At 33.2% G+C, this 20953-nt stretch carries 10 protein-coding genes; 9 read left to right on the top strand and 1 reads right to left on the bottom strand.

The annotated features are described in order from the left end of the window. Positions 1 to 65 precede the first annotated feature (65 nt). The 8 genes from MPR_RS16005 to MPR_RS15970 all read left to right on the top strand — a co-directional run bounded on the left by MPR_RS16005 (position 66) and on the right by MPR_RS15970 (position 17826). Positions 66 to 3200: a SusC/RagA family TonB-linked outer membrane protein gene (locus tag MPR_RS16005; RefSeq protein WP_052472760.1), complete on the top strand. Its 3135-nt coding sequence runs from the start codon at positions 66 to 68 to the stop codon at positions 3198 to 3200. Between the two features lie 12 nt (positions 3201 to 3212). Further along, the gene (locus tag MPR_RS16000) at positions 3213 to 4736 is read left to right on the top strand and encodes a RagB/SusD family nutrient uptake outer membrane protein (RefSeq protein ID WP_041894271.1); all 1524 of its coding nucleotides are present in this window, start codon (positions 3213 to 3215) and stop codon (positions 4734 to 4736) included. A gap of 81 nt (positions 4737 to 4817) precedes the next feature. Further along, positions 4818 to 5618 (top strand): hypothetical protein, encoded by an 801-nt coding sequence (locus MPR_RS18975; RefSeq protein WP_235280465.1) that lies wholly within the window; start codon positions 4818 to 4820, stop codon positions 5616 to 5618. A gap of 248 nt (positions 5619 to 5866) precedes the next feature. Further along, entirely contained in the window at positions 5867 to 9037 is a 3171-nt protein-coding gene (locus MPR_RS15990) for a SusC/RagA family TonB-linked outer membrane protein (RefSeq protein WP_158438877.1), read from the top strand. Positions 9038 to 9048: 11 nt separating this feature from the next. Continuing rightward, positions 9049 to 10575, top strand: a complete 1527-nt coding sequence (locus tag MPR_RS15985; protein WP_041894268.1) for a RagB/SusD family nutrient uptake outer membrane protein — start codon at positions 9049 to 9051, stop codon at positions 10573 to 10575. A 388-nt stretch (positions 10576 to 10963) separates the two neighbouring features. Next, complete coding sequence (locus MPR_RS15980; protein WP_041894265.1) at positions 10964 to 14083, top strand: SusC/RagA family TonB-linked outer membrane protein; 3120 nt, start codon at positions 10964 to 10966, stop codon at positions 14081 to 14083. An 8-nt stretch (positions 14084 to 14091) separates the two neighbouring features. After that, complete coding sequence (locus MPR_RS15975) at positions 14092 to 15750, top strand: SusD/RagB family nutrient-binding outer membrane lipoprotein (protein WP_041894263.1); 1659 nt, start codon at positions 14092 to 14094, stop codon at positions 15748 to 15750. Positions 15751 to 15843: 93 nt separating this feature from the next. Further along, positions 15844 to 17826, top strand: a complete 1983-nt coding sequence (locus MPR_RS15970; RefSeq protein ID WP_041894260.1) for a putative porin — start codon at positions 15844 to 15846, stop codon at positions 17824 to 17826. Positions 17827 to 17880: 54 nt separating this feature from the next. Here MPR_RS15970 and MPR_RS15965 read toward each other — a convergent pair whose 3' ends face one another. After that, positions 17881 to 19566: a PNGase F N-terminal domain-containing protein gene (locus tag MPR_RS15965; RefSeq protein WP_041894258.1), complete on the bottom strand. Its 1686-nt coding sequence runs from the start codon at positions 19564 to 19566 to the stop codon at positions 17881 to 17883. Between the two features lie 78 nt (positions 19567 to 19644). Between MPR_RS15965 and MPR_RS15960 the strand changes: the two genes are divergently transcribed. Further along, positions 19645 to 20928 (top strand): DUF2851 family protein, encoded by a 1284-nt coding sequence (locus MPR_RS15960; RefSeq protein ID WP_041894255.1) that lies wholly within the window; start codon positions 19645 to 19647, stop codon positions 20926 to 20928. Positions 20929 to 20953 lie beyond the last annotated feature (25 nt).

The following is a 20953-nucleotide window of genomic DNA, read 5'->3' as shown; positions in this document are numbered from 1 at the left end:
TGGTATTGAGGTTAGGTTATCTAATTACTTTTTTAGATTTGTGAACTAACTAATTCAATTTAATAATGATTTCTAAGTTAAGATGGACTTTAGCTCTGGCAGCAGGGCTAGCTGTGCAAACTTCTTTTGCACAAGAAAAGACTCTATCTGGAGTAGTATCAGAAGGTGGACTTCCATTACCAGGTGTAAGCGTGGTAATCAAGGGGACTAACGAGGGTACTCAAACAGATCTAGATGGAAACTACTCTCTTAAGGTAAAACCTGGAGATGTATTAGTATATTCTTTTATCGGAATGAACGATAAGGAGTATAAAGTGTCTACAGCTTCTAAGTATGACGTAGTTATGGCTGCGGAAGAAGAGATGCTAGATGAGGTTGTCGTAACAGCTTATGGTACGCAAAGTAAAACATCTATTGCAGGATCTATTGCAGTAGTTGATACAAAGCAACTTAAAGACGTTACATCTGCTGATGTTACTCAAGGGTTAGTCGGTAAAGTAGCTGGGGTTCAGATTATGAATAACAGTGGTTCGCCAGGTGAGAGTGCTACTATTCGTTTTAGAGGTATTGGTTCTATCTCTGCGAGTTCTGAGCCATTAATCGTATTAGATGGTGTTCCTTTTAATGGTACGTTAGCGTCTATTAATAATGCTGATATCGATAATATTTCTTTCTTAAAAGATGCTTCTGCTGCAGCTTTATATGGTAATAGAGGGGCAAACGGGGTAATTATCGTTACGACAAAAAAAGGTCAATCAGGGAAAACTAGAGTTTCTGTAGATTCTAAAGTAGGTATTAATAGCAAAAACTTTAGAGATTATGATAAGATGACTAATCCTGCTAAGTATTACGAGTCTTATTATGCAGCTATGAGAAATAACTCTATCAATACTGGGTCTTCTATTGCTGATGCTTCTTTAATCGCTAGTAATAACTTAATCACAGGTGGATTAGGATTAAGATATAACATCTATGATGTTCCTAATAACCAATTAATCGACCCTACTACTGGTAGAATGAACCCTAACGCTCAGTTGAAATATCACGAGCTTTATGATGATTTCTTCTTTAGAGATGGATTATTTACACAGAATAATATTAGTGTTTCTGGAGGTACTGATGATACTACGTTTTTATTGTCTTTAGGACATGATAAAAACGAAGGTATCGTTGAGACTAATAATTATGAGAAAACTACTGGTCGTTTAAATATTGATTCTCGTATCAATAAAACATTCAAAATCGGTGGAAGCGTAAGCTATGCTCATATTGAAAATAAAAACCCATTAGGAGGTGAATACGTAAGAGGTAATAATACAGGATTAAGCAACCCATTCTATTGGTCTGCAAGAATTGCTCCTATATACCCAGTACATGCTTATGATGCTAGTGGAAACATCATGTATAATGAAGTAGGTAATGCTTTATATGATGATGGATCAGGGAAATTAACAGGAACAGTAAGACCTTTTGGTAGTAACTCTAACCCTTATGCGCAAGGATTAAATGATTACAGAAAGACAGTAACTGATCAAGTTTTTGCTTCTACATACTTAGATATGAAAATTGCAGACGGATTAACATTTAAATATGTTATTTCTGCTGATTATCAAAATGATGTTATTCGCTATACAATGAATCCAACTTATGGTTCTGGAGACGTTGTAAAAGGACGTGTAAATCAACGTGATAATAAAATGTTTGCAGTGACTAACCAACAGTTATTAAACTATAACAAATGGTTCGGACAACACTCTGTTGATATCTTATTAGGTCACGAGACTATGAGAAGAGATAAAGACAGATTATACGTTCAACGTTCTAATATGTTATTCCCAGATAGCCCTTATATCAACCATGCAGGTGTTATACGTAGTGCTGAAGGAGGAAAAGAAATTTATTCATTAGAAGGATACTTCGCTAAACTTAATTACGGATATAATAATAAGTATTTCGTGAATGCTAGTATTAGACGTGATGCTTCTTCTTATTTCCACCCAGATAATAAATGGGGTACTTTCTTTGGAGTTGGTGGAGCTTGGGTAATCTCAGCAGAAAACTTCATGAAAGATATTACTTGGATTGACCAATTAAAATTAAAAACTAGTTACGGTGAGCAAGGTAATGATAACCTGTTACGTATGAACCCATACGAAGATCAGTGGATTATTAACCCATCTGTAGATCCTAATGCTCCTTTAGAGATTTTATTAGACTTTAAAGGAAACAAAAATATTACATGGGAGAAAAATAAAAACTTCAATGCTGGTTTTGAGGGATCTTTCTTAAATGGTAGAATTTCTGTTGATGCTGAGTATTTCGTAAGAAGAGTGGATGATATGTTATTCATGGTTCCACTTCCTGCTTCTACGGGGGTATTAGAAACTCCAATGAATGCTGGTAATATGAAAAATACAGGGGTAGAGGTTAACCTGACTGGAGAAATTGTTCGTACACAAGATTTAAAAGTTAGTTTAAATATCAACGGAACTCACTATAAGAACAAAATTACTTCTTTACCTGAAGGGCAAAAAGAAATCGTAGCTGGACAATTTATCCGTACAGAAGGTGGATCTATCTATGATTACTACTTAAAAGAATATGTAGGTGTTAATCAAGAAAATGGTAATGCGCAGTTCATTAAAGTAGATAAGAAAACAGGAGAGAGAACTATTGTAGAAGATTGGAATGCTGCAACTTACCAGAAAATGGATAAGTCACCATTACCATCAGTATATGGAGGTTTTGGATTAAATGTTGAGTATAAAAACTTTGACTTTGGAGCTAACTTTGCTTACCAATTAGGAGGGTATGGATATGATACAAAATATACTAGCTTCTTCGCATTAAAACCAGGTCAAAATTTGCACAATGACTTTAGTAAAACTTGGGATCCAGTTACAAAACAAGGATCTATGCCACGTGTAGATGTTAATACTCGTGCATATAATGGTTCTACTTTAGCATTAATTAAATCTGACTACTTAAGTTTACAAAACCTTACTTTAGGTTATACATTCCCTAAAGAAGTAACTTCTAAGTTAGGTTTAGATCGTCTACGTATCTATGGAGTTGCTGATAACGTGGCTTTATGGTCAAAACGTAAAGGATATGATCCAAGATTAAGTGTGACAGGTTTATCTGGAACAGGATATAACTTGTATTCTACTTATGCATTTGGAATTAACCTTCAATTTTAATCACAAGAAACAATGAAAAAATATTTATATTCTAGTTTAGTTCTAGGTAGCTTACTTATGTTAGGTGCCTGTTCTGATGATTTTACAGAGAATAGCCAAACTGATGGTGTATCAGGAGAGGTTATTGAGCAGATGGGAGTTAATCCTGAGTTAGCATTATCGATGGCTAATAATATTGGAAACTCTACTCAACTTATACAACGTAAATCAGGTGTAGGTAGTAGTACAGGACATGCTGATTTTGGTCAGAAGTCAATAGAGATTATGATGGATGGTATGAGTAACGATGTTATGTACAAACGTTATAACTGGTTTACATATTCATATAATTATGATGATCGTTTAGAGTCTTATGATACAAGTATTATTTACAACTATTTTACAAGAGTTGTAAATACTGCTAACCGAGCTATTAGTTTAGTTGTTAAATCTCAGCCAACCAAATTCCAGGATAATCCAGTTTATGCTCGTGCATTGGGTATTAGAGGATATGCTTATTTGTATTTAATACAATTATACGGTTATGATGGTGATGGTGTTCCAACTCAAATTGTAGATGCGGACGGTAATATTGTTGATACATTTAGTCGTGCTTCTATTGTTGATGTAAATAAAATGATTGAACGTGATTTATTACAATCTTATGATGTACTTAAAAGTATTCCAAATGCAGCAACAAAAGAACAATTAAATAAGAATATTGTTGCTGGTATTTTATCTAGATACTATTTATACGTTGAAAATTTTGCTGAAGCTAAAAGATTTGCGGAATTAGCTTTAGATGGTAATTTAACTCCTAATAGCTTTGAAGTTGTTAATAATGGAACTTTTGCTGAGTTAAATAACTTAGATTGGATGTGGGGTGCTAATATAGATGGAGGTAGAACAACTACTTATGCTTCTTATTTCTCTCATATGGATTCATTTAATGTAGGTTATGCAAAACCAAGTGATACTGAAAAATCTGTGGATAGACGTTTATATGATGGTATGAATGCTACTGATAAACGTAAAGTAGAGTGGTTTGCTGATGGAACTACAAGATATTATAGTGTACACTGGAAAGAGGTAGATTCTAATGGTAAGCCTGTAGGAAAAGTATTACCTAAGTATTTAAATACTAAGTTTAGAGATGTTACTGCTTTCTTAGGTGATTATTCTTATATGAGAAAGACAGAAATGTTCTTTAACTATATGGAAGCTGCTTATAGATTAGGTGATGAAGGTACTGCTTTGAAAATGTTAAAAGAGTACATGCAATCTCGTGATGATAAATATGCTGCTAACTTATCAGGAGAGGAGTTATTTAAAGAAATCCAAAAACAAAAACGTATTGAGTTTTGGGGTGAAGGATTTGGATTACTTGATATGAAACGTTGGAAAGTTGGTTTAGAACGTGATTATGAAGGTACAAACCATACATTAGATGGAGGAGTACTTAATATCAAATATCCAAGTGCTAAGTTTACTTACCAATTCCCGATTCATACTTTTAATGCTTCTAATGGAGCTTTAAAACAGAATCCAGTAGGATAATTATAAAGAAAAGGTTGTTGAAAAACAACCTTTTTTTATTCAACAAAATGAGTTATTTTGCGCCTAATAAAACCAAATATTATGAAAAAAGTAAAAATAGCCTTGTTCACAGTGATACTGGGGAGCATTGGTGTGTCGTGTAACTCTAGTGATAATGAGCCGTATAAACCAGATCCTAATAAAGGGGACTTCGTTAAGGTCGCTCGTATGACGGTAAGTAGTGACGGAAATAAAGAGCATTTAGTAGAAACTAGATATGATATTGAGTATAATAATTTCTTAAAATTAAGAAAGATATCTGAGTATAAGAATTATAATGAATTAGAAGCACCTTCTAAACCATTGTTAAAATATGAATTTGATTATTTGAAGAATAATGCTTTAAATTCAATTGTTATAACAACAGATGAAGGAGTTGAGTATGATAAATTAATAGCTTCTTATAAAAATGATTATTTGAATGATTTGACAGGTAAGAAGAGTTCCTTTGTGTATGAATATTCAAGCGGTAATGTAGTTAAGGCATCTAGTAGTGATAAAGTTTATACTTATAGTTATGATAACCGTGGTAATGTGACTTCTGTGTCTGATCAAACAGGGGAATTGTTTACTTATACTTATGGAGTTGGAAGTAATCCTTTTGTTTACAGTGAGTATAATTTGACATTGGATTATGTCCCAGGTGGTGAGTTTATTCGTTTTATTCAAAGTTCTAAGAATATTATGGATACGGCAACTAATAGAAAGACAGGAGTAGTATATACATTTAAAACGACTGCCTCTCATGAGTTTGGTTTACCTACACGTATTGAAGTTAAAGGGAAAGATACTTTTAAGTTGTTTAAGTTTGATTATGTTATTCTTAGAGAACCCGAGAAATAATTCATTTTAATTTTTAAAATATCAAAACCTATAAGAATTTCTTATGGGTTTTTTTTGTATTAATCTTTATTTATTGTTTTCTGTTTGTATTAATTAGTTATTTTTTATGTTAAATATTTTTGTTTATTTGTTGTATTTAGGTTTTTAAGTAGTTATTTTTCTTGTTTGAGTTTGTGTTTTCTTAAAATTAACTTAACTAATGTGAAATATTTTGTTAGATTTGTCATACTAACTAATCAATGTTATTAATGAAGAAATCTAGACTTAATTGGTTTTATGCTAGTTTGCTATTACTTTCGGTAAGCGCAGGTTATGCACAAGACAAGAAGCTTACGGGAGTTGTAAGTGAGGGAGGATTACCACTTCCAGGAGTTACAGTAATGATCAAGGGATCAGATAAAGGTACTCAGACAGACTTAAATGGTAATTATAGTTTAAATGTACAAAAGGGAGATGTTTTAGTATTTTCTTTTGTTGGTATGAATGATGTTACTCATAAGGTGGGTGATGCACCTGTATATAATGTTTCTATGACAGGGGATTCTGGCAATGAGTTAGATGCTATTGTGGTAACTGCTTACGGTACACAAAGTAAAGCGTCAGTTGCAGGGTCTATTGCTACAGTTAAAGCCGAGGAAATTCAAAATGTCGTAGCTACTAACGTTACTCAAGGTTTAGTTGGTAAAGTAGGAGGAGTTCAGATCTATAATGCCTCAGGAGCACCAGGTCAAGCACCAGTTATTCGTTTTCGTGGAGTTGGATCTATCTCTGCATCTGCAGATCCTCTAATTGTATTAGATGGTGTTCCGTATAATGGAACAATGAATTCTATTAATACGGCGGATATTGATAATATATCTTTCTTGAAAGATGCTTCAGCAGCTGCTCTGTATGGAAATCGAGGGGCTAATGGGGTTATCATTATAACAACAAAAAAGGGAGCAAGTGGTAAAGTTAAAGTAACAGTTGACTCTAAGATTGGAATAGCTGATAAGAATTATCGTGAGTATGATCGATTAACAAGTCCTTCAGAGTATTATAAAGGTTATCATCAAGCATTAAGAGGAACTTATTTACGTGCAGGTGCAGAAGACTGGAAGGATGCAGGACGTTATGCTTCTGCGAATTTAATAGGTCGAAATGGAAGTATAGCTGCCTCATCGCGTGGTTCGGGATTAGGTTATAATATTTATAATGTTGCGAATACTGAAGTGGTATTGCCAGATGGTACTTTTAACCCTAATGCGTCTTTACTATATCATGAAAATTGGGATGATTATGTTTATAGAAGTGGAGTTGTAAGTCAGAATAATATAAGTGTAGCTGGTGGTACAGATGATACTAAGTATTATTTATCTTTTGGACATGATTCTAATGATGGTATTGTTGATACACAATCATATATTAGAACAATGACTCGTATGAATATTGATTCTAAAATAAATGAGACATTTAATGTAGGAGGTAGCTTAAGTTACTCAAATATAAATCAGAAAGATCCAATGGGTGGAGGTTATGCTACAGGTGGTAGTTCTGCTTTTGTTGATCCTTTTTTCTGGACTAATATAATTGCTCCTATTTATCCGGTTCATGCTTATGATAAGACTGGAAATATTATGAGAAATGAGTTAGGAGATGTTTTATACGATGATGGAGCGGGAAAAATTTCACCATTTAGTAGACCATTTGGATCTGGATCTAGTCCGTATGCTGAGGGTATAAATAATCATAGAAAAAACACTATTAATCAGTTGTTTGGTACAGGATATATTAATGTAAACTTATATGATGGTTTATCATTTAAATATGTGTTGTCTGGAGATTTTTACAATTCTATGTTGAGACAAACTCAGAACCCTACATATGGTTCAGGAACTATTCCTAATGGACGAGTTTATCAAACAGATAGAACAGTTTTTTCTGTTACAAATCAGCAGTTATTAAGTTATAGTAAGTGGTTTGGACAGCATTCTGTTGATATCTTGTTAGGACATGAGACAATGATTAAGAATGATGATGATATGTTTGTACATAGAACAAACTTATTATTCCCTGATAGCCCTTATATAAATCATGCAGCTGTTGTAGCAGAGGCAACAGGTGGTAATAAGGAGTATACATTAGAGGGGTACTTTGCTAGATTAAACTATGGATATGATAATAAATATTTTGTTAATGCAAGTATAAGACGAGACGCTTCTTCTTATTTTCATCCAGATAATAAATGGGGAACTTTCTTTGGAGTTGGTGGTGCTTGGATGGTTTCAAAAGAAAATTTCATGAAGGATGTTTCATGGTTAGATAACTTAAAATTTAAAATTAGTTACGGTGAACAAGGTAATGATAACTTAGGTACCATGAACCCATATCAAGATAAATGGGAAGTTATGCCTTCTTTTGATGGCGGAGCTCCTATAGTTATTACACAAACATTCCAAGGAAATAAGAATATTACTTGGGAGAAGAACAAAAACTTTAACGTTGGATTTGAGGGGACTGTATTAAATGGAAGATTGACTGTAGATGCTGAATATTTTGAACGTAAAGTTGATGATATGTTGTTTTATGTACCCAAGCCTATGACAACAGGTGTATCAAGTATGCCATATAATGCGGGTAATATGACAAATAAAGGGTTTGAGGTTACTTTAACAGGAGATGTTATTAGAACAAATGACCTTAGAGTTTCGTTAAATGTAAATGCTACTCATTACAAAAATAAAATCACAAAATTACCTGCTGAACAAGAGCGTATTATTGCAGGACAATTTATTCGTGAAACAGGTGGGTCTATTTATGACTACTATATGAAAGAATATGTTGGTGTCAATAAAGAAAACGGTAATGCTCAATTTATTAAGATTGGTAAAGATGGAGAGAGAATTGTTGTAGAAGATTGGAATGCTGCAACTGATCAAAATATTGGAAAAAGTGCTTTACCTAAGTTATATGGTGGATTTGGATTAAATGTTGAATATAAAGGATTTGATTTAAATGCAGCATTTGCTTACCAAGTAGGTGGGTACGGTATGGATGCAAAATATTATAATTATTTTGCTTTAAAAGCAGGACAGAATTTGCACAAAGATTATACAAATGCTTGGACTCCTGAAAATGTAAATGGAAGTATGCCTATGTTGTATGTTAGTGATGCTAATAGTGCATACAGTCGTTCAACTATGCATTTAATAAAATCTGACTATTTGTCTTTACAAAATGTTACTTTAGGGTATAAGTTTAAACCAGAGGTTACTAAAGTTCTTGGTATTAGTAGTTTAAGGGTTTATGCTTTAATCGATAACCCAGTACTTTGGTCTAAACGTAAAGGGTATGATCCAAGGTTAAATCTTAATGGAACTAATGGTTCAGGATATAGTTTATACTCAACCTATATGTTTGGTGTGAATTTATCACTTTAATCTTTTTAATTATGAAAAAAATATTTTATTCTATAGCTGTTGTTGGGTTAATAATGACGGCATCATGCAGTGACGATTTTACAAAAACAGATCAAGAATCTACATTTTCAGATGAAAAAATAGACAAACTTGCTAGGTTTCCTGAAGCAGCTTTATTATTGCCAGAAAGTATAGAGGCTGGAGCATATTACACAGCAAGAGCATCAAATATAGGTGAGACTGGTACACACGAGGACTTTGGACAAAAATCTATAGATATAACTATGGATGCAATGGGACAAGATATGGTCTTTGGAGGAAACGCTTGGTTTGTATTTCATTATACATATCAAATGCGTGTAGAAGGTTTAAGAGGAACTAAAATGCATTTCTATTATTATAGTAAATTGGCACATAATGCAAACTTAATAATGCAGTCTATTGCTAAATATGATGATAATTTTAAGAATAGTACAGTATATGCTCGTGCATTAGCATTGCGTGGTTTTGCGAATTTCAATTTGATGAAGGTTTTTGCTAATGGAGATATGGGAATACCTTACGAGTATTATGATCACGAGGGAGATAGAAAATTAAAGCAAAAGCTTAATAGAGTCCCTTCTAAAGAGGTGTACCAATTAATAGAGAGTGATTTGTTAGAAGCTTATAAATTATTAAATGGATATGTAGCTCCAAATAAAGGTATCATAGATAAATATGTTGTTAGTGGTATGTTGTCTAGAGTATACCAACATACTGGTGATTGGGTGAAATCGAAAGATTATGCATTTAAAGCATTAGGAGAAAATTTAAGTGCTGTAGACTTTGGTGTTGTAAATGATGGATTCTCAAATATTAATAATCCTGATGTAATGTGGGGATCTGATATTGATGGTAGTAGTACAACTATCTGGGCATCTTTCTTCTCACATATGGATACTCAGAATCAAGGTTATGGATCATTTAATGATATTACAAAGATGGTTGACGCTCGTTTATATGCACAGATTAATGATAAAGATAAGCGTAAGGATTGGTTTTATGATGGAAAGAAAACTCTAGTAAGTCCATCTCTTGGAGTGACTTTGGATGCAAATAATTTAGCAATGTATTCAAATTTGAAATTTGTTGATCCATCGCGTTTTATGGGGGATTATATCTACATGCGTAAGTCTGAGATGCTATTAAATTATGCAGAAGCTGCATTTGAAAGCGGAGATGAGGGTGGAGCTAAGACCGCGTTAGATAACTTAATGAAAACTCGTCAAGAAGACTATAATGTTAATGCATTTTCTGGAGAATCTTTAAGACAAGAAATTCGTTTACAACGTAGGATTGAATTGTGGGGTGAAGGATTTGCTTTTACAGATATTATTAGATGGAAAGTAGGTTTGGATAGAACTAAAGCTGTTACAGTTAACGGAAAATTAATAGAAAGTAATCATGGAATTGTTCCTGGTACTAAATTTGATATTCCTGCGGGGTCTGATAGATTAAGATATCAATTCCCAATCTCAGAGATTAATGCAAATAGTCAATTGAGACCACAAAATCCATAAGATTTTAGATATTAAGCCCATCCAAATTTTGGATGGGTTTTTTTATTTAGAAAAATTGAGATACTATACTTACAGAACTTTTATGGAGATATTGTAGTTGCTATAGGTAGCTCTTGAGTAAAGTGACTTTGGAAAGTATTTTATATAAAATAGTAGACTAGTTTTATTTTACGATATTTTTTCTTTTATAATTAGTAAATTAGATGTCTTTATGTAGTCTTTTTTTAATATTATTTTGTTTTTTTAGTCTATATTTTAATAATAATGTTTTATTTCGTTTTCATTTGTAAGGTTAGTTTAATGTTTGATTTTTTAAAAAACTTAAAATAAACTTAATGAGTTTAAAATATTTTGTTAGATTTGTCATACTAACTAATCAATAATTAAAATGAAATCAAAGTTTAAATGGATCTTAGTAGGGTCTCTTGCTTTTTTAGTGCAAGTAGGTTTTGCTCAGGAAAAGACTTTTAATGGGATTGTAAGTGAAGGTGGACTTCCTCTTCCAGGTGTTTCCGTTACGATTTCTGGTACTTCAGAAGGTACTCAGACTGACCTTGACGGAAAGTATTCGTTAAAAGTTAAAAAGGGAGATGTGATTATTTTCTCTTTTGTAGGAATGAAAGACATTAAACACACTGTAGGCGGTGAAGCTGTTTACAATGTGACTATGGCGAGCGATGAAGAAATGCTTGACGAAGTGGTAGTAACAGCTTTAGGTATTAAGCGTGATAAGAAAAAGTTAGGTTATTCTTCACAAGAAGTTAAAGGAGATAACTTATCTGGATCAGGTCAGACAAATGCTGTTAATGCTCTTTCAGGAAACGTTGCTGGTCTTCAAGTGACTTCTCCTTCTTCAATGGGTGGTTCTGCGCGTATTGTATTACGTGGAGTAAAATCTGTAACAGGGAATAACCAACCGTTGATTGTTGTTGATGGAGTGCCGTTGGATAATAGTAACTTTGCGGATACAAATATGCAACGTGGGTCTGGTGGACGTGACTATGGTGATACTTCTGCGGATATTAACCCAGATGATATTGAATCTGTAACAGTATTAAAAGGAGGTCCTGCTTCTGCTCTTTATGGGAATAGAGGTGGTAATGGTGTAATTATCTATACTACTAAGTCTGCAAAAAATGGACGTACAGATATTGAGGTTAATACAGGATTAAGTTTCGAAAGTATTAATATCATGCCTAAGTTACAAACATTATATGGAGGTGGTTCTGCTAGTAAGTTACCAACAGCTGTTATTGGAGGTAAAACATATAATATTGCAGAATACAAAGTAGATGAAAGCTGGGGACCTAAGTTTGATGGAACTCCATATTTACCATGGTATGCTTTTGATCCAGAGTTTGCAAATGATTATATGAAGGAAGTGCCTTGGGAGAAAGCTAAAAATGATGTTAAGTCTTTCTTTGATACAGGAATCACACATAGTCAATCTGTAGCTATTGGTAAATCATTCAAAGATAGTAATGTTAGAATGTCTTTTAGTAACAATGTTACAGAAGGTGTAGTACCTAATTCAAAATTACAACGTAATAACTTCTCTGTAAGTGCCTCTACTCAGTTAACAGATAAATTAAAAGCAGAAACTAATTTTAATTACGTATATACTAAAGGGTTTAACCGTCCTGAGGTAGGATACGGTGATAACTCTGTTGCACAAAAGTTCTTTCAATGGGGACAACGTCAAGTAGACTTTAAACAATTAAAGGATTATAAATTAGCAAATGGAGATCAACGTTCATGGAATAGAAATAGATGGGACGATGGTAGACCAGCTTATTCAGACAACCCTTATTGGGTGGTTAATGAGAATACTTCTCAAGATATACGTAATAGAACGTATGGGAATGTTAAGTTAACATATAATTTTACTGATAAGATATATGCAGTAGGAACTGTATACGGTGATCGTTATAGCTTTACTGTTGAAGAAAGAGTGGCTGTAGGTTCACAAGCGACTTCTAAGTATAGTATCATGAAACGTGATGTTTCTGAATATAACTATGAAGGACGTGTGCACTATGATGATCACTTTGGAGATTTCGGACTTAACGCTTTTGTTGGAGTTAATAGAAGTGAAAAACGAAGAGATTATGTTTACGGAACAACTGTTGGAGGTTTAGATATACCTAATTTATATAATTTAAGTAATAGTTTATCAGATCCAAAGGCGAGTAATGAGAAGTTCCATTCACGTACAAATTCAGTTTTTGGGTCTGTTAGTGTGAACTATAAAGAGTTTTTATTCTTAGAAGGAACAACACGTACAGATTGGTTCTCTACTGTTAAAAAATCGGTTACTTATCCTTCTGTGACAGGAACATTTATTTTTTCTCAACTAATGCCTGAAGTTGATTGGTTGTCTTTTGGTAAAGTTCGTTTAGGATGGGCTCAAGTAGGAAATGATACTGAAGCATATAGAACAGCTGATTACTACAACTTAGACGGTCCATTTAATGGTAGTCCAACATATTCATTAAGTAATACTGCTAATAATCCTAATCTAAAACCTGAGATGATGACTACTAAAGAGATTGGTTTAGAAGCTGGTTTCTTAAATAATAGAGTAGGATTTGAGGTTTCTTATTATCAAATAGATACCAAGGATTTAATTACACGTGTACAGTATGATGCTGCAACAGGATTTGCATATCAATGGCAAAATGCTGGAGATATGAAGAATAAAGGTATAGAAGCTACAGTTAATTTAGCTCCGATTCGTACAAATGATTTTTCTTGGGATATTACGTGGAATTTCTCTAAGAATAAGAATGAGTTAACTCGTTTAGCTGAGGGTGTTGAATCAGTAGAAATAACAAGAGCTCCATTCCAAGTATCTTTACAAGGTAAAGTAGGTGAGGCATATGGACAAATTTATGGAACTGATTTTGTTTATGACGATAATGGAAATAAAGTTGTTGGAGAAAATGGACTTTACTTAAGTACAGGGATACAGGCTTTAGGTTCTTATCTTCCAGATTATAATATGGGACTTAGAAATAGCTTTAAGTATAAAAACTTTAGCTTAGGTGTTTTAATCGATATGCAAAAAGGAGGTAACTACTTCTCTACTTCTCATATGTTTGGAATGTATACAGGTATGCTTGATAAATCTGCTGAGAATGGTATTCGTGAGAATGGACTTATTTTAGCGGGAGTTAAACAAGATGGATCTAAAAATGATAAGGTAGTATCTGGCCAAGAATGGTCACAATCACATTATGGTGGAGTTGATGCTTTAAACGTATTTAGTTCTGATTATATTAAGTTAAGAGAGATTTCTTTAGGATATGATTTGCCTAGTAAATGGATAGGTCCATTTAAAGGAATTACTATTTCAGCTTATGGTCGTAACTTATTTACTTGGAACTTAGACTGGAAAGGTATGGATCCAGAGATGGCATCTTACGGAAGTGGAAATATTCAGGCTATTGAAGGGGCGTCATTGCCTTCTACAAGAACTTATGGTATGAATGTTAAATTTAAATTCTAGAAACTCTCATGAAAAAATACATTTATAAAATATCTCTATTAACATGCTTTATTGCTCTAGTAGGGTGTGACAAAGAATTAGAAGATATTAACGTAAACCCAAACAAACCTTTAGAGGTTCCTACTGGAGGTTTATTTAATAAATCTAATAAAGATTTAATGACTAATACTCGTGGAGGATTCCCTTCTGCAAGAATGGCTTTACCGTGGGTACAATATTCTGCGCAAAGAAACTATACAGATGAAGATTTATATTTATTCCGAACAGGTGTAAATAACAGTCTGTACACAGATATTTTTCTTGCAGCAAAGGGATATAAAGAGATTATTGATATAATTACAGATGAGGCTAATCAGGTTAAAGTACTTACTTATGGACATCCTGGTAATATGCTAGCTGCTTCTCGTATTATGTTGGTATATAGTCAGCTGCAAGCTTTGGAGACTTATGGTGATATTCCATATTATTCTTATGGTAGTGACGACCCTGATTTTGAAGGTATGACAGTAGGAACTGCTAATCCTATAAGAACTCCTAAATTTGCACCACAAGATAAAATTTATAAAGATATGATGAAGGAGCTAAAAGAGGCTTCTGAATCTATTGAACTTGATTCTGGTATTTTTAATAAAGGAGATTTTTTATTTGGTAGTGCAGGTAAGATGAAGAAGTTTGCAAACTCTCTAAGATTAAAAATTGCAAATCGTGTGAAGAATGTAATTCCTGAAGCACAAAATCATATAACAGATGCTATAAAAAGCGGTGTTATGAGTTCTAACGACGATTCAGTTGGTCTTAAATACCAAAATGATAAAGTTAATCCAGCACCATTGTATAGAGCTGCTTTTATCGATAATCGTAATGACTTTTCTCCTACAAATACTTTTGTTGAGTTATTGAAAGGAGAAGAAAAAATGGTAGGTAAAAAGAATCCATTTAAAGATATAGTTGATCCGCGTTTGTTTAAAATGGTTGCACCTAAAACGAATATTGTCAAAGATAAGGATGGTAAAGATGTCGAAACGGTTGTTTCTTTTAGTGCTAGTAAAACTGTAGGTAGTATTGAGCAAGGAAATTATGTTGATAGAACGGCGGATTTTTATGTTGGTATGCCAATTGGTATTTTAGGGTCATTTACAGGTTCACAAACGGGTAGTGTTTCTCAATTTGGAGCTGCTATATATAAAGCTGATAAAGTTGAGGTTTTAATGGAGTATGCTGAAGTAGAGTTTATTCTGTCAGAGGTAAATGGATGGAATGATACCAATTATAAAAACGGTATTAGAGCATCTATGACTAGCTGGGGTATTACTCAAGCTAAGATTGATGAGTATCTAAAAAAGGTTCCTTCTGCTAATGAAGAAAATGTAATGACTCAGAAGTATATTGCATTATATATGCAACCTTATGAAGCTTGGGCTGAGTATCGAAGAACGAAGTTCCCTAAAACATTCTTGTTACCAGGAGAAACACGTGATCTAGTTGCAACAGGACCTGATGGAGAAACTCAGTATACATTTGTTCCGAAAGTAGATTTAAAGGATTTACCTGAGAGAATTACATATCCATCCGACATGGATCTTGTTAACAAAGCTAATAAAGATGCTGCTGCTGCTCGTATGGGTGGTGACAAAATGGATACAAAACTTATTTGGGCTAAGAAATAATTAGCTTATTAAGTATAAAATAGAAAGCCATCTTCGGATGGCTTTTTTTATTTAATTCAAAAATAAATTTACCTTTGTCCAAATTATATTTTTATGAGAAAGTACCTAGGTGTTTTTCTATTGTTTTTTTGTTGTGTGACTATCCATGCACAGTTTCAAACTTTAGATATGCAAGGAAGTTATAGACCTGATGGAGACCAAGATAAAAAAGAGAAGAAAGAAATAGGAAGCCTTAGACAGAAGGTAAAGAAAGACTCTGTGGCACCTATCAGTGACTATAAGATAATCTCGATTAAGAATGATACGATAGCAGTAGATACAGCTCTATCTGTAAAGAAGCACTATGAGTTTAATTATTTAAGAAAGGATCCTTTTGGGTTAGTTCAGTTTGCTAATGAAGGTCAGACTTATAACGTATTAAAATATAATTATAAAGCAAATCATGTTTTACCAGGTTTTGGTTTTGAAGCAAAACAATTTGCATACTTAAATGTAGAAGATATTAAGTATTATTCTGCACCTACTCCTTATACTGATTTATACTATAGATCAGTGATGAAACAAGGGCAGAACCTAGATGCCTTTATTACTTTAAATACAAGTAAGAACTTAAATTTCTTTGTAGGGTATAAAGGATTGCGTTCTCTAGGAAAGTATATTAATCAACTGTCTTCAACAGGTAATTTTAGAATAGGATCTAGTTATCAATCTGAGAACAAGAAATATCTGATGAGAGCTCACTTTACAGCTCAAGACATCATGAACAAAGAGAATGGGGGGATACGTGACTTAGATCTTTTTGAAAGCAGTGTTAAACCATATAATAAGCGTGAACGTCTTAATGTGTATTACAGAGATGTTGAAACAATGTTGAAAGGAAAGCGTTTATACTTAAATCATCAATATCAATTAAACAATTCTTTTAAGAATGGTATTTTACTGACTCATGAGTTTACTTACGAGGATAAGTTTTTTGAATATAAACAAGCTGATATTAATAATCAATTTACAGATAAGACACACTTTGGAGAAGCATTTAAAAGTAGTATAAACAATAAGACTAGATACTACAATGTTTTTAATAGAGTAGGGGCCGCGTATCAGTCAGATGTGGCAGGACGTTTTGAAGGATTTGTTGATTTCTATAAATATAGATACCATTATAAGAGTATTGCACATATTGAAGGAGGTCTTATACCTGATCAGTTAGAGAAGAATATAACAATGTTAGGTGGTAGATATATTTACCATAAAGAGAATTGGAAAGCAAATGTTTTAGCCAGTACATCTTTAGGGAATGACGAAACAAGAAACTTCGAAGCTAATTTAGATTATAAGTATTCAGAAGATATTGCATTTCAATTAGGATATCAAAACCTAAATAGAATGGGAAATTTAAACTATTATTTATATCAAAGTGATTATGTTAATTACAATTGGTATAATGAGTTTAAGAACGAAAAGATTAATCAATTCGATGCCTCTGTTACAACACCATGGGTAAAGCTGTCAGGGACATATTCAGTATTAAAAGATAAGCTTTATTTTTCTAATGATGCTACTGAGTTTGATAAGTTTGGTATACCACAGCAAGTGTTAGTTACCCCTAAACAATATGGAGGTACGATTAACTACTTATCTATTCAAGCTGAGAAAGACTTTAGATTTGGTAAGTTTGGTTTAGATAATACATTCTTGTATCAGAAAGTTGACCAAAAAGATAATATCTTAAATGTACCAGAGTTTGTGACACGTAATACTTTATATTTCACAGATGCATTCTTTGATAAGGCTTTAAAGTTTCAGACAGGTATCACTTTGAGTTATTTTACGAAGTACTATGGAAATGATTACAATCCATTGATAGGAGACTTTTTTGTACAAGATAAAGTTGAAATAGGGAATTATCCAGTATTAGATTTCTTTATTAATATGAAGATTAGAACAGCTAGAATATATTTAATGTTAGAGCACTTTAACTCTAGTATGACAGGATACAAATATTATTCAGCACCTAATAACCCATATAAGGATTTTACCTTTAGATTTGGGATAACATGGAACTTCTTTACATAAGAATTTATAAATAAAAAAAGCGCAGTTTTACTCTTTGTAAAACTGCGCTTTTTTTTATTCCCCAAAGAGAACACCTGAGACATTCCAATAACTAAAGCTATTGCCTTCTCTTTTTCCTTGAGGTATTTTGACTTCTAATGTATGTGTACCTTTCTTTATATCTCCTAGCGGAACCCAAATAGGTGGTGTGATAGTACCAGGGCACCAGTTAGAACGACTAAGATCAGATGAAGATAACCCCGTCTCAAAATTACCAGAAGCAGGGTTGTATTCTCTATAAGAGCCACAGTCTTGTCTCCATGGAAAGTAGTCTAAGACTTTAGTAGTATCTAAGCTAATTGTATTAAGCTTAGGGTTAAACTCATCTCCATTCTCCCATCCGCCATGACCTGTCGTGATATACCTTAATCTAGCATTTTTGATATCAGTAGTTGTCGTAAAGGTTATTTTTAAACCTGTTGGAGAAGTAAACATAATAGGGTAGTTCTGACCTGCCATTTCCATTAGATTAGTAGTGTTAAAGATAGGCATCATCGTTGTCGTTTTATTAGCATTGCTTAGTCCGTCAGGATGGATAGTAATATCAGCGCTTATTTTATGACCACCTTTATCATAATTGCCTATATATACCCCTACATACCATTCACTATTGCTTAATAAAGGTTGAAACTCAGAAATCTCTTGTCTATAATACACCTTCTCTTGCCATTTATAATCAAGTACATCGATATGATTAAAGCCTTTGACTCCGAATGGGGTGAAGAAGCGCATTAACTCTATCGGAGGTGTATAGTTTTGTGTAGCGATAACACCTTGAAATTTCTCTGTCGAATCCTGATTCTGATAGATAGGGAGTACCTCTATACCTTGTTCTAATGCATCCATAAAAGAAATTTCGTGATAGTGCGGTATTAAGAATACACTACCTGTTCTATCATAAGCATCACCATTAGATTGTTCTGTTAAGTTGACGAATATTTGATCAGTCGGTTTTATTGCAGGTATTTTTACTTTAGTAACGATAACTGTCCCTTTAGCAAAGCGCATTAAGTTTGGCTTATTAATAATAGAGTCAGAGAAATTCACTAAGTCATCTTCGAATAACTTAATAGTAGTGAATCTACTTTTCCACAGTTCACTTTTATAAGTTTTAGTATCTACCTCACGGCTATCTTCTAGCTGTATATAGTCTTGTATATTCAGTTTTAAATCTTTGTTTATTTTATTAGCTATCGTTTTGTATGTACCATTGCGATCTATTTCTAACACTACCCCTAGATTAGCACCTAATGACATAGGGCTTCCTTTCATCTTCAGGTCATTAGTATACCATAAGGTGATTTTATTAGAATTAATTGTTATGGTTGCTTTATTACACTTATAGCCTAATATTGTTTTGGTCTCTTTATGATGTGTGAAGGATTGGTCGGTGTTTGGAAGTACCATCTTTATTTTATTCTTCTTTGTTAGATGGGCTACACTATATTGAATATTGTTTTTATAGTCGATATAAGTCTGTTCATAAGGATATTTTTCTAATCCTACATCGAGTTGTTTTTTCTTAGCGATAAAAGCATTATCCCCATTTGATATCAGAATTATAGGGTCTTCTACATTCACTATTTTATTGTTGGAGTAAGTATAGTATTCTATAAGTGTATTTTGGTTAGGTTTTTGTGCGTATATAATACTAGAAGACAAGGTCATAGTAATACCGATGATGTAGAATAGTATTCTCATAAGATTGGTTAGTGTGATTATAGTTTTTTATAAAAATAGAGAAAACGAATTGAATATAATCAATAAGAGAATACTTTTATGAAAGAAGCTTTTCTACATTATGTTTGGGCAAATCAGTTGTTTAATGCTGAGGACTTGTATACCACCACTAATGAATCTCTTCGTATACTTTCTACAGGGATTTTTACAGGTCTAGATGGACCTGACTTTTTTAATGCAAGAATATGTATTGCAGATCAGGAATGGGCGGGAAATGTAGAGATACATATTAAGGCTTCTGATTGGTATGCACATCATCATGAGCGAGATCAGCGCTATGACAGTGTGATATTACATGTGGTCTGGGAGTATGATATTCCAGTTTTTAGATTAGATGGTAGTGAGATAACTGTTTTCGTTTTGAAGAACTATGTAGATCAACAAGTATTAGAGAAATGTACTCAACTCTTTTTGCGTAAGAATCACTTAAACTGTGAAGATAGCATAGGAGCAGTTGACCCATGTATCTGGATATTCTGGAAAGAGAAGTTGTTTCTAGAACGGTTGATAGAAAAAACCAAACCAATGGAACAATTGCTTTTAGAAACCAATAACCATTGGGAACATGTATTCTTTTGTTTTCTAGCTAAGAGTTTTGGCTTAAACGCGAATGGCGAAGCATTCTATGATGCAGTAAGACATTTACCTGTACTGTCTATTTATAAACAATCCCAATCCTTGTTACAAATAGAAGCCCTCTTGTTTGGAGTAACAGGTTTGTTAGAAGAAGAACAGGAGCTAGAGGATGACTATGTAAAAGATATAAAAAGAGAATGGACCTTCTTAAGACATAAGTATAGTATTTCAGTATCATCCCCATCCCCTATACGATTCTTTCAGCTTAGACCACCTAATTTTCCTACTATTAGATTAGCACAGCTGAGTAGTTGGTTATATCACCAGCAGATCCCTGTTGTAAAGATACTGACAACAACAGATCTAGATTATTTCTATCAATTATTTGATATCAAAGTGAGTTCATATTGGGAGACACATTATGTATTTAATAAAGTGAGTAAGAAACAGGCTAAGAAGCTGACTAAAGACTTTATTGATTTAGTAATTATCAATGTCATTTTACCAATGCAGATTATTTATCAGAAGTCTATATCGCATGAAGATTACGATATTAGTGATATTATAACACTAGCCGAAAGCATAAAAGCGGAGAAGAACAGTATCGTCAGTTTATTCTCTAATTATAATATAACAGCGATTAATGCTGTAGATAGCCAAGCTCTAGTTCATCTAAAGAAGAAATACTGTGATAGTAATCGATGTATAGAGTGTGCTATAGGGAAAGAATTTCTCAAAAAAAGTTAATCATACACCATAGTTCACTTCGCTG

This window comes from Myroides profundi (assembly GCF_000833025.1).
In the GTDB taxonomy this organism is placed as follows: domain Bacteria; phylum Bacteroidota; class Bacteroidia; order Flavobacteriales; family Flavobacteriaceae; genus Flavobacterium; species Flavobacterium profundi_A.
Note: the sequence above shows the minus strand (reverse complement) of the source record. Positions and strands in the feature narration are given on the sequence as shown.